The organism is Planococcus sp. VCh962 (assembly GCF_057748275.1).
This window is the reverse complement of the sequence record NZ_JBYLHS010000001.1, coordinates 993,172-1,005,222: the sequence shown is the minus strand read 5'-3', so window position 1 is coordinate 1,005,222 and position 12,051 is coordinate 993,172. Positions and strand designations below refer to the sequence as shown.

Sequence of the window (12,051 nt, the reverse complement as noted above, 5' to 3'; positions counted from 1 at the left end):
TTAAAACTCTATAACTCTTTGAGTTACACTCGTTAAGACTTTAGTAGATTCAATTACGTTATCTTCAAATTCCAAACTGTGGTTTGTATCTTTGATTATCTCTAGTTGTAAATGAGGATTTTTTTGCAGCATTTCTACTTTTTCGCTATTATAATTCGGATCTTGATCACCAATGAAACACAGAGTATTTTCTTTGTTGTTTAGCAACGAATGATAGACATCGTCTCGTTGCCATAACGGTGTAAACCAGATTGATTTTGCTGAATGGAAAGAGGGAGATGTTAAAAGGTGAGCCATAGGGATGGTTCCGATTGATTTTGCAACGAAATAGAACTTTGTATAATGATTTTCAATTAGTATCTCATCAATGACTGCCCTGACATCTTCAGTAATATCCTCTTCACTTAATGAAGCCAGCACTTCTTCTGAGTAATGGTAGTTCGCTTGCAGCACATCAATTCCTCTACTAAATAAAGCTTGGGTTGTGTAATGGAGGAGTGGTGCCTGTGAAGTATAGTCAAGGCCTGGTAAAATAATTGCCAACTCTGTGCTTTTCACTTCGTGCTTGTAAAAAGAGTATGGGATATTGCGGTTATGAGAATTTACACTGCTTTTTATTATTGCCATTTTTCCACCCCATAATAGATTTTACTAATTATACCGTGAGTTTAAATTTTCAATTTTTTCAAGTTTTCTTCGTCTGAAAAGAAAATCCACTACCAAGATAAGTATAATATTCAAATCCAACTCGATTTACATATCAATGGTTATCAGAAGTAATAGGTATTCTAATAGCAATACACAAAGGAGAAAGCCTTGCTGATCAGCCTTGCTTTCTCCTTTTGTCTGTGCATCTGTACTTTTACGAACGCTTATAATGACTTTAATCTTATATTTAGGAAATAGAGGAAAGGTAAATTATGTTAAACTTATAATAGTCAGAAAATTTTTATATTAAATGAGTCTAAGGGAAATAGGCTAATATAGCGATTTAGGATTGAGGAAGACTCTAATTCAAGATCATTACAAAAATGATTACTTTGTTTGATTATGGAGTTGTTTAGATGGTTAATGGCATAGTTAAAAAAATGCCATCAACGCAAAGCAGAAAATCCACTTAACAAAGAGGAGGAGTGGTTATGATGAATTCAGGAATGATGGATAGCTTAATTTTGAGCGTTCCAATTATTGTTTTAGCCTTTGCTTGTGTCGGGATTGTTTGGAGCGTTTTGAAAAAAAGAAAATACTTAATTGGATTTGTATTCCTTCTCTTAGGCGCAGGAATTCATTACGGGGGTCTGTACGTAGGAAAATGGGAAGGAATGGGCATATCTTTATTCTTTGGTGGGGGAATGGTTCTTCTTGGTATATTAACTCTGCTAATTATCTTTGTTTATTCTAAGTTGATGGCAGCTAATTAAACAAACTGGGCTTTAGTGGAAGAAGCCCAATAGAAAAAAGAAGAACTTCCATGAAATTGGAGTTCTTTTTCGTTTGTAATATCACCACTTTATCGGAAGACAAGAAATTCGAGTAGAACTTTCTTGTCTTTTTAGTTTGCAGAAATGCACATTTAAGAACGCTTCAAAAATGGATCACTCAGTTTGAATATGCTAAAAGAAATTTTTTGATTTTATTGTTCTTCAAAATAATACCTTGCATTATTAAGTACTAATATTTATAGTAAAATGGGAGGTGAGCGAAGTGGAGGTGAATAAAGAGGTTTTAAAAGGGCATATTGACACGTTGATTCTGTCTTTATTGCAGAACAAGGATATGTACGGCTATGAATTAGCCAAAGTAGTAAGAGAAAAAAGTGAAAACCAGTTTGAATTAAAGGAAGGTACGCTTTATCTGTCGTTAAAGCGATTAGAAAAAAATAAATGGATTGAATCCTACTGGGGCGATGAACAAGGGCCAGGAGGAAGACGAAAATATTACAGACTGACGCCGTTAGGTGAAGAAGGTTTTGAAGAAAAGCAAAAAGAATGGCAGTTTTTAAAAAAAATAATCGATTCATTTTTGGAAAGGAGTAAAAGCAAGTGAAACAAATAGACAATTTTGTGGATTCGTTATACGAGAGTGTAAGTGGCAAAGAGGCAAAAGAATTGAAAGAAGAAATGCGGACCCATCTATTGGAAGCGGTTCACGATTTGAAACAAGAAGGGAAATCAGAAGAAGAAGCGATAAAGATAGCCATCGAACGCTTTGGAGATGACAGTCTGAGAACAAATGGGGAAGCAAAGAATTCCAAGCATCAACGGAATTTCCTTAAATACCTCTTTCGTTTGGCGCTATTCACCCTTTTGCTGGCAGCTATTTCATTTCTGTGGGTGGATAAGGCATCGGATGCATACCGTCAATCCGTGGAAACGGCAGGTCTTGACATCATTGCTATTGCTGATAGTGATGGAAATGCAGTGATTGATGAAAAAGAAAACGAACAAATAGCCGCCGTAATTGAACAATTCAATGAAAAATACGAGACGCTGATTTTTGCCAGTTTGTTTTACGAAGAAGAAGTCGATGGGAAAGGACCAATAGAGCCGGAGGTTCTTAATCGGGACTTTACAGAAGCCGAGTATCTTTTTCCGGAAAATGCGACGGAAGAACCTCTACACAGTGGCATATTAAGTTTTGGTGAAAAAGGATGGTTAGTGAAAATGAGTTTCTTTGATCATCAAAGAGAAAAATATCACTTGATCCCTGTGGCGTTTTTCACTCTTTCAATTGCCCTTTTGGTTATCTACACTATTTTTAAAATCTACCATCGCAAAACTTTGAAATTGCATTAAAGCAGTGTTTTTATGACGATCTAAGAACCTTTTTCAATCTGAAAAACGGTTATACATACCGTATTTGCTATTGCACTTATCAATAAACACGATGATTTGGGATGGAAAAGAGCTGAAGATTAGAACCGCAACTGAAAAACACAAGCTTGCATTCAAATCGCATGAAAAAAGCCGATTTATACGTTTGAAGAAAACGAAAGAAGCTGAAGATGCTAGAAAAATAAGCAAGGAAGTGCATCTTATGTCGACATATGACTGCATTATCGGAAGACAAGAAACTTTAGTAAGAGTTTCTTGTCTTTTTCGTTTGAGTGTACTTTTACGAACGGTTAGTTTAAAAAACTAATAAATTCAGTAAACCTCTATTGGTGATGCACATATTCTTGTAGTAATACTTACAAAAATTGTATAATTATAAACGTAATAAAAAGAAAATTATGAAAAATTGGAGGGTTTGAAATGTGGGAGCAAAGAATGATTGAGACGGAGAGAGGGCCTTTTGAAATCTTTGAAAAAGGAGAAGGAGAACCTTTAGCGGTGACCCATCTTTATAGTGAATTCAATAAACGCGGGAACTCGATGGCCAACCCATTTACTTCCTATTATCGAGTCTATTTGATCAACCTTAGGGGAGCTGGTAAATCTGTTAAAGCAACTACTAATGAGGAATACAGGATGGATGAAACTTTAATGGATATTGAGGCGATAAGAAAATCACTCAATTATAAGAGATGGACTTTTGCCGGACATTCTACTGGTGGGATGCTGGCGCTCAAGTATGCCATTAATCATCCGTCTTCCTTAACGAAAATCATTGCCGGTGGAGCTGCAGCAAGCTATGAATATGGTAGCGATGAGAACAGCATCTATTGCAGCAAAAATCCCAATTTCAATCGAATCGTTGAAATTATGGAAATGTTGAATGAGCCAGAAACTCCAACTGAAATCCGACAAAAAATTGGCTATGAGTGGGCATTAATGTCTTATCTCTCGGAGGAAAAACTTAAAGCAGCCATGAAGAAGCCGAATAGCGGTAAAACAGTCGGACCTCGTTTAGATTATTTCAGCAAGATGGAATATCCTACCTATGATATACGAGAGCAGTTAAAAGAAGTTCAGATTCCTAGTTTTATCTATTCAGGAAAATTTGATGCCCAATGCCCTTTGAAATTCGGAGAAGAAATTGCACAATTAATCCCAAATGCTAAGCTGACTGTGTTTGAAGAAAGCAATCACAATCCTTTTTCTGAAGAAGAAGATAAATTCAATGAATTCGTTAAAGAAACCTTAGAAGTGAATCGCTTACCAAGAAGAATAAAAGAATAATATTAGATTACATATCTGGAATTATCAGAAGTAGCTTGAATGTAAAGGAGAGAAGTGGGACGAATGAAGCACAACTTTTCTCTTTTTGTCTGCAAGAGTGTATTTTTACGAGCGCTCTATAAGATTAAGCATAGAGAATAGGCCGTTAGATTTTCTTTATCAAAAGAAATACAGAAATTCCAGTAACAGAGCAACTGATGTCCTAAGTGACAGGTTAAAACAAGAAGGAGGGATGAATGATGACTTCCTACCAAATAAAGAAACTAAGAACCGAAGATTACTACAAATGCAGTAACATTTGGGAAATGGAAAAGAATCCAACAATGACTGAAGGTTTTTATGACGAAATAGTAAATGGAAACCGAATTACTTTTATTTATTTAGAGAATAACGAGTTTATAGGGGAAGGTTCTTTGGTTCTTCAAAACCATGATCCGGACTACACCATCCCGGGGAAACGAATTTATCTGTCTCGTATGATTGTTAAAGACGAGCATCGGAATCGTGGCATAGGTGGCATTCTTGTAGATTATTTGATTGATCATGCCAAAAAGCTTGGATATGAGGAAATCACACTCGGTGTAGACACAGATAACCTGAACGCATGGCATCTCTATGGTAAGAAAGGTTTTACAACGGTCTTATATCTTGGCGAAGATGGATACGGGGAATATGTAAAACTCCTCAAAAAACTAACTTAAAGTTTGTTTTTCATTTTTCGAACCAAATCTTCTCAGTAGAAGAACGAAGTTCACAAATCCTCATTTACCAGAAGCTGCTTGAAGGCGGAGGCGGTGGGAGGGAAGAGGCTGAACACAGGGAGTAATGTGCTCTGTTGCGACCGGTAAATGAGGACACTGCTTCTGCAAGGTGGAACAGCTAAGTCTTATAGGGTCCTGTTGATTTAATTTTCTAATAAAATCACCTTAAGGAATGACAAATGATGGAGGGTCGTCATGAGGACCAAAAAGATAGCTGAGGGGCTTTTGATTAGCTTGATCTTAAGCGGGATGGTCGGTTGTTCAAATGAATATCAAGTGGATTTCGTATTTGAAGGAATTATCCAAGAAAAACTCATCGAAGAAGAAACTCTTGTTGTAAAAGAAGAGGGCGGAGAAGATGCGGGCAGAAGAGAAGGGAATCGCTACGAGATACCCATCGAGGGTATAGGCAAATACAAGGTGGGCCAAAAGTTAAGAATAATCGTGTCGTCAAATACGGAGGCGGATATCTGGGATGTGGACCAGATGAAATTTTAAATAGAGACCGTGGAAAAGAAGAACGTTGACGCGGGCTTATAGGAAGATGCTTTTTTTCCTGTTCGAACGTTGAAAGATCTGCTCCAAAACGCAGCCCATTGACCGCCGGAGGAATGACCACGGGCAGAAGGAGAAGGGAAATGAACATCAGAAAAGCCACTTTTTTGGACGCAAGGGGAATAGCGCAAGTTCATGTGGATAGCTGGAGGACTACGTATCGAAACCTCGTTCCGGACGACTACTTGAAACAGCTGACATACGGTGCCAGGGAACAATTATGGCAACAGAATCTTGAAAATGGCGATGTCTTTGTCGCAGAAGACGAAGAGGGAGAAATCATCGGTTTTGCGGACGGCGGCAAAGAAAGGACGGGGAACTATGACAAGCTGGACGGTGAAGTCTATTCCATCTACATACGACAAGAGCATCAATCCCGAGGCGTCGGCAAATTGCTGCTAAAAGAAGTGGTCAACGGTTTGAAGAACCAAGGCCTGAATTCGATGCTCATCTGGGTGTTGAAGGAGAATCGCTCTTGCGGGTTTTATGAAAAGATGGGCGGCAAGGTGGTGGACAGCCAATCACTGGAAATCTCAGGCAAACGGTTGATCGAAGTCGCATATGGATGGGAAGACCTCGCCATAATAAAATGACTCATCCCTAAATTTCTAAAGAGTTGTGAATTAAGTTACATTCAACAGCTGATAAATTAGTAATATAATTTGAAGAAGCGGATTTTTATGAATTATTCTGCACTGCTTCAATACCAAGGCTATCTTTATTTGAATTCATTGTTTGAACCCGAAGACAACGCCTTTATCGTGGATATTGACTGTTGAAATACCTGGAACTCCAATTGGTGAGAATGATACTTTTTCGTCGTATGACGCCTTTGATGTGGATGAAACCCTCCACATTCTTCAAGTTGAATTTGATTGGTACATTGCTTATTCGGTTCTAAACGAGAGTTTCACTGCTTTGGACAAGTACGAGTTTTATGAAGGGCGAGGTTTTTCGCTTTATTCAAAATCCCGATACATTGACTTTATTGAGATCGAGACCACAGCTGACGAGGTGCGTCCTGGGCCATACAAACATTACGGAATAAATGCTTTAAATTACACGATTGATGTGATATCGACGGAACCTCTAAGGATTTCCGTCATACAAAGAGATGTTCAACAAAAGTAATTTGCCTAGATTTATATAAGGATTTCGAGTGTAACTTATTATAAATTAAGTTACATTCAGAACTCATATTTTAATGAAACCGAAGAGTTGCAAGAGAAAGTGAATTTGCTAGAAAAATAATACATTCAATTTGCTGTTCTGCAAGACCTTAAAAATGGATTTTCGAGAGCTATGTGTTTACATATCAGGAATTATTATGAAGAAAAGTTTGATTAGGCAAGATAAGAAAGCAGAGGAAACACACTCTTTTTTAAGAGCAGCCCTCTGCTTTTTATATCCTTTATTCTTTTTACAACGACTCCATTATGAAGGTTTTCTATCCGTCCGTTTCAGAAAAATAACGGTGAACAATGCTAGGACGCCAATCGTCACTGATAAAATAGTGAATTTAGCCGACAGGAAAGGGTCCCAGACCGGGGGTTGGAACAGGAAGACGTGTGGCCACGGCATGTATTCGCCCAGGGTCACCACTTCAAGAACCGTGAAAATGAGCACCACCGTAAGTGCAATCTCGATGTTCTTGATCCAGACAATCAGGGAGGTGCCTAAAAACAGATAAAACAGCAGCAGCAAAAAGAAATGGAGAAAGTTCACTAACGACAGGTCCTCAATGCCGTATTTCAGGACAAAAGCGGCACTTAGCAACAGGACGCCGACGGCATTCACGAAATAGTAGCGGATAAAGTCTACTGGGAATCGCTTGGCGTAATAAGGAACCAAGGTTTCCTGTGCGCCTTCCTCATACATTTCGCTTAGGCGGTACATGAGCCACCAACTGGAGAAGGGGATGAACACCCCTTGGATGATGATCAGGTTGTTGTAGATCCCGGTCTCTTCCCTTGGGAAGAAGAGAATGAAAATCAAGGCGATCATAAACACGAGGACCGGGACGAAAAAGGTCAAGCCCATCGTTTTCCGGTCAAATCGGAAGGATTGGTAAATGCTTTCCATGAAGTCTTTCATCGGCCCATTCCTTTGACGACAGCCAGATAGCCATCCACCAATCGGGGTTCGACGGATGTTGCACCGCTTTCGCTTTTCGTTGAAAAGACCCGAATGTTCATCCCGTTGCTTTCCTCTGTGATTTGCACCACTTCTTTTTGGTTCATGATGGCGTCCAAGTCGTTCGGCGCAACTTGGTATTCCCATACCTGTCCGCTGGCGTGAGCTTTCAGTTCTGCCGGCGAGCCTTCAAATAACACACGGCCTTCTTTCAACACGCCGATTTTCGTGCATAAAAATTCGATATCTTCCACAATGTGCGAGGATATGACGACGGTCCGTTCTGTTCCGAGATTGCGGAGAAGGTTCCGGAAGCGAATCCGTTCCTCGATGTCCAGCCCTGCCGTCGGTTCATCGAAAAGGAGAATTGAGGGGTTTCCCATCAGCAATTGGGCAATTCCTACCCGTTTCCGCATGCCGCCGGAAAGCTCGATCATCTTTTTGTTTTCGTGTCCCTGAAGATTCACTTGTTTGATGACTTGCCGGACTTTCAATTGCCGTTCTTGTTTGTTCATCATCCCTTGCAGCATCGCAATGTGGTCCAACGCTTCTTCCAAACCGATGTTGGGGTAGACCATGAAGTCCTGCGGCAAATAGCCAATCAACGTATTCTGTTTGACGTACTTGCCTTTGCGGTAATTTTCCCCGTTCATTTCCACCTGGCCGGCATTCAGGGAAATCAGGCTCGACAGGATTTTCATCAACGTCGTCTTCCCGGCGCCATTCGGGCCGATCAAGCCGTAGATCCCTTCTATCTGCAACGAGACATCCGACAGAATGTGATGCTTTTTCATCCGCTTCGACACGCCATTAATCGTTATCATCTTTTTCCTCCCTTGAATTCTTCTAGGAGCTGTGCGGGTTTTAGCCAGCTGCCGGACACCTGCTCCATTTCCGTGTACCACAGAACCAGAAATTCTTTTTGCTCGTTTTTCTTCAGTGAATAGAAGTCCGCGTAAATTTGGGCGATCACCGCTTGGATTTCCTCTGGGTGTTTCTCCATGACCGCAAAAGAAGGCACAATGGGTGGGCTGAAACCCGGATCCAATATGAGACCTGTTTCCTCTTGTAAAAGAAGTGTGAGCATTTCATTGAAGACCAGGATCTGTTCGGGTGACATCCCGATCCGTTCATCGTGATTCCACAGCACAGCATTCAGGTGAATGCCCGGGATCTCATGAGTAGCAGAACTGATATTCAAATGGTTGCCACTTAAGAACAGCAAATGATCGCTGCTCAAGTAACCGGTATACCATTCCTGCCGGAGTGCCAGCAACGCGATTTGGTCCGGTAATTTTTTATAATCCAAGTGGAACATTTCCAGCAATTCCTGATGGACGCGAGCCAAAGATGGTTCGAAAATCTTCCAATCGGCGGAAATGTCGGACCAGGAATTGGGATGGAGGACGGTTTGTTCACCCAATTCCGTCTCCGTCAGCATGCCGCCAAGTACGGTCACGCCGCCGGCCACTTCACCGCTGTAGCGGTTTTCCCCGTCTGCCGTCAGATTGGTGTAAAGCGGCAACTCGCCTTCCACAGTAAGGGTGTACGGAATCAGCTGATCCGTTTGGACGGAGAGAATGTCCACCCCTTCGCCGGTTATCGTGTCGAACGCGAAAGGTGCATGGCTCGTTTTGGCGGGAATCCAGCTGAATGCATTCGGCAGGAACAGGTAGTCTTCTGAGACTGGCACCAGCGCCGAATCGTTCAGGTCATAGGAGAACGTCATTATATCGTTTAAGCGCTCCGCATTCCGTTCCACCAAGACAAAATCGCCTTGAGTCGTAAACGGCAGAGGTTGTCCCTGTTGGTCCGTCACCTGGGTGACTTCAAACGCATGATAGAGGACGAAGCCAAGGGTCTTTGTCCGGATATCCGAGAGGGTCACGGTGGTTTGAGCCGTGACGGGACCATGGGCATCCAACTGGATGGCGTAATCCTCCACATGGTACTGCAGGTAGGCCGTCTCCATCTCGTCGTGTCCATCCTTGTAATAGTGGGCTTCCGCTTCCAAGTCCGCAAAGCTGAAGGCCAATTTGCCGCCGTTAAAAATGTGCGGGAAAAGGAGGGCATTTGCCAGGATCAGCGAAAGGGATAAGGCCGTCAGCGTCATTTTTTCCCGAACAGTCCGGGTGGTTTTCATCAACGTCAGGAAAATGAGAACCACAACCGCCACGATCCAAAAAACGATCTTCGCGTAAGCAGCGAGTGACACATTGTATCCCAGTAAATCGATGAAAGGGGAGTCGCTGCTCAACGGGCCGATATAGAGCAAGCTTTCCAGGTCCGAGAAGGCGATTTGATGGAAATACCGGTGAAAAAGGGTGGTGTTCATCGGACCAATCGCCAACCAGATGACGATCATGAAGACCAGCCCCAACTTGTTTTTGCCAAATAGCAGCGCCGTCAGGATCCCCAACCCAAAAGCCAACAGGAAAGGCAGGTACCAGTAAACGATCGTGTAGGAAGCGCTTTGCGTATAGAAAGATGAAAACGGGATGCCGGAAAGGTGGAAATAGCTGAAGAGCAGGACGACCTGCAATCCGATCGAAACAGCCGTAAACAAGGCATGGGAGCAGAATAAGGCGCCGATTTTCAGCAGCGTGACACGGAAAGCCCCGAGGAACAGGTTACTGGCGCCAAAGCGAAATTCGTTGGAGAAGGCCCGGTAAAAATAGACGATCAGCAGCAACAGGACGGCTTGCACAATCATCATCATCTCGCCGACAAAGCTGCCGTAACGCATATAGTCGAAGACTTCATTGCGATTGACCACAAAACGGGTCAGCAGCATCCCAACCATAAAGATTAGGGTTCCCATGTAGAAAGGGCTTTTCACTAATTGCTTGGAATAAAAGACAAAAAGGTTCAGGAATAACTTCATAACCAGGCGACACCTGCGCTTTCTTAGAAATCTACCGAAATGCAATGATTTATAGTCGGATGCTGGAAAGTGCCAATCGGTCCAGCAGCGATGAAGAGGTGACGATTCTAGTTGTTTTCAAAATTCTTCGCTTTAGTCCTGTTCTTCGCTTATTCTCTCTAGGTCTTATTCTCCTGCTTCACACTCTCTACATCATGTTGGTTATTGACGTAAAAATCAATATTTTTCTAAAAATGAGATAGAATAGGAAGTTGAAACGGACACTTTAAAATGTTCTAGCAGATAAATTGACCTTATGTTGATATGTATTTTGATTAATCTCTAGTTTGCCAATCCCCATTTATTTGAAGCTACTTGAATATGAAGGGTAAGAAGCGGACGATTCTCTCTTTATCATTTGTCACCTTAGGTGCTATTGCAAATGCACAATAGTTTTTATATAATTTATAATTATCTGTAAAAATATACGAAACGAGGTTTTGATTGGATATGATGACATTCATTAATCGCTGAATAATATTCAAGAAAATTTATATGATAAAAGGAAAGCTAAGGGCACACTCTTAGTTCTATTTTCCATCCCCTTTTACTTAGAGCGATTAGAAGACATTATATCTTTCAAAATCAAATTTGATGTTATTTGAGGTTATTTTTTAGCGGGGCAGATGAAGCATTGATCTATGAATCGTTGAAAGAGTCCCATGAAGAAAACAGGATGGATAAAGCACTGGGATTTATCCAGTCGGCGCAATTTATCGTCATGGTGGTCGTCCTCATCTTGGGTGCCATACTGGCAAAAGATTTAACCAATGAGCAGTTTGTGCTGCTGATTGCATTGGGCATCGTTTTTCAGTCCATTCAAATTGGTTTGCTGTTTTTCGTCAAAAACCCTGCCACTCAAGGCAACTACCGTGACAAACCTTTCAATCAAGTGAAAGAAGGGGTGCTAGCGATAAAGAGGACGCCCCAAGTATTATGGATGTTCTTGAATATTACGCTGGTCTTCATTCCGACGGCCGCGATATTTGATAATTTTGGTGACAAACTGCTCAGCGATGCGGAGTTACCCGTTTATTTGATGGGATTTGTCTTTGCGGGGCTCGCCATTTTCAGCTTTTTTATCTCCCGGTCGATCGGCTGGATCACGTCTCGTTTTTCCCGGATTACGGTATTGTATGTAACGGGTGGAATGGGTGTAGCGGGCTTGCTATTAGTTGCTTATTACCGGGAAACGCTCTGGATGTTACTCATCATTATGGTACTTCTTCGCTTTGTGCGCACGGTTCGCTATCCGATATACGCAAAGTTAGCCAACGACATCATTCCATCTCATGTAAGAGCCATCACGATCTCACTGCTGTCCATTATTGACTCGGTTTGTGACTTGATTATTTTCAGCAGCATAGCAGGAATAGCGGTGTTTGGATTTGAAAAAATGTTTTTAGCATGTGCTGCTGTCGCGTTAGTCGGAAGTTTACTTCCGATAAAACCTGTCACTGCACAAAGGGAATCGAAAATTAATATGCAGTTTCAAAGCAGGTAATTCGTTTGCATATCAGGAATTTCGAGAAACGGCATGAATACAAAGGGAGAGAAG

The 12,051-nt window shown here is 41.5% G+C and carries 12 protein-coding genes; 8 read left to right on the top strand and 4 right to left on the bottom strand.

The annotated features are described in order from the left end of the window. Positions 1 to 627: an alpha/beta hydrolase gene (locus AC3AQ9_RS05080; protein WP_488306357.1), complete on the bottom strand. Its 627-nt coding sequence runs from the start codon at positions 625 to 627 to the stop codon at positions 1 to 3. Between the two features lie 512 nt (positions 628 to 1,139). Here AC3AQ9_RS05080 and AC3AQ9_RS05075 point away from each other — a divergent pair. From AC3AQ9_RS05075 to AC3AQ9_RS05045, 7 genes are all read left to right on the top strand, one after another. After that, on the top strand, positions 1,140 to 1,421 hold the full coding sequence (locus AC3AQ9_RS05075; protein WP_488306356.1) for a hypothetical protein: 282 nt from the start codon (positions 1,140 to 1,142) through the stop codon (positions 1,419 to 1,421). A 283-nt stretch (positions 1,422 to 1,704) separates the two neighbouring features. Beyond that, positions 1,705 to 2,046 carry a PadR family transcriptional regulator gene (locus AC3AQ9_RS05070; RefSeq protein WP_488306355.1) on the top strand — a complete coding sequence of 114 codons (342 nt, stop codon included), beginning with the start codon at positions 1,705 to 1,707 and terminating at the stop codon, positions 2,044 to 2,046. Beyond that, on the top strand, positions 2,043 to 2,795 hold the full coding sequence (locus tag AC3AQ9_RS05065; protein WP_488306354.1) for a permease prefix domain 1-containing protein: 753 nt from the start codon (positions 2,043 to 2,045) through the stop codon (positions 2,793 to 2,795). The genes AC3AQ9_RS05070 and AC3AQ9_RS05065 overlap by 4 nt, the downstream gene beginning before the upstream one ends. A gap of 459 nt (positions 2,796 to 3,254) precedes the next feature. Continuing rightward, positions 3,255 to 4,121 carry an alpha/beta fold hydrolase gene (locus AC3AQ9_RS05060; RefSeq protein WP_488306353.1) on the top strand — a complete coding sequence of 289 codons (867 nt, stop codon included), beginning with the start codon at positions 3,255 to 3,257 and terminating at the stop codon, positions 4,119 to 4,121. A gap of 236 nt (positions 4,122 to 4,357) precedes the next feature. Further along, positions 4,358 to 4,822 (top strand): GNAT family N-acetyltransferase, encoded by a 465-nt coding sequence (locus AC3AQ9_RS05055; protein ID WP_488306352.1) that lies wholly within the window; start codon positions 4,358 to 4,360, stop codon positions 4,820 to 4,822. 255 nt (positions 4,823 to 5,077) lie between these two features. Then, positions 5,078 to 5,380 carry a hypothetical protein gene (locus AC3AQ9_RS05050; protein WP_488306351.1) on the top strand — a complete coding sequence of 101 codons (303 nt, stop codon included), beginning with the start codon at positions 5,078 to 5,080 and terminating at the stop codon, positions 5,378 to 5,380. 140 nt (positions 5,381 to 5,520) lie between these two features. Then, complete coding sequence (locus AC3AQ9_RS05045; RefSeq protein ID WP_488306350.1) at positions 5,521 to 6,030, top strand: GNAT family N-acetyltransferase; 510 nt, start codon at positions 5,521 to 5,523, stop codon at positions 6,028 to 6,030. Positions 6,031 to 6,871: 841 nt separating this feature from the next. On the opposite strand, the gene AC3AQ9_RS05040 is transcribed toward AC3AQ9_RS05045, so the two are convergent. Genes AC3AQ9_RS05040 through AC3AQ9_RS05030 form a run of 3 tightly spaced genes read right to left on the bottom strand, consistent with a single transcriptional unit; the run spans position 6,872 to position 10,454 of the window. Next, positions 6,872 to 7,531, bottom strand: a complete 660-nt coding sequence (locus tag AC3AQ9_RS05040) for a hypothetical protein (RefSeq protein ID WP_488306349.1) — start codon at positions 7,529 to 7,531, stop codon at positions 6,872 to 6,874. After that, positions 7,528 to 8,394, bottom strand: coding sequence for an ABC transporter ATP-binding protein (locus tag AC3AQ9_RS05035; RefSeq protein WP_488306348.1), 867 nt, complete (start codon positions 8,392 to 8,394; stop codon positions 7,528 to 7,530). Before AC3AQ9_RS05035 ends, AC3AQ9_RS05040 begins: the two co-directional genes overlap by 4 nt. Then, the gene (locus AC3AQ9_RS05030; RefSeq protein ID WP_488306347.1) at positions 8,391 to 10,454 is read right to left on the bottom strand and encodes an ABC transporter permease; all 2,064 of its coding nucleotides are present in this window, start codon (positions 10,452 to 10,454) and stop codon (positions 8,391 to 8,393) included. Before AC3AQ9_RS05030 ends, AC3AQ9_RS05035 begins: the two co-directional genes overlap by 4 nt. Before the next feature lie 640 nt (positions 10,455 to 11,094). On the opposite strand from AC3AQ9_RS05030, the gene AC3AQ9_RS05025 reads away from it, so the two are divergent. Further along, the gene (locus tag AC3AQ9_RS05025) at positions 11,095 to 11,997 is read left to right on the top strand and encodes an MFS transporter (RefSeq protein ID WP_488306346.1); all 903 of its coding nucleotides are present in this window, start codon (positions 11,095 to 11,097) and stop codon (positions 11,995 to 11,997) included. Positions 11,998 to 12,051: the final 54 nt, after the last annotated feature.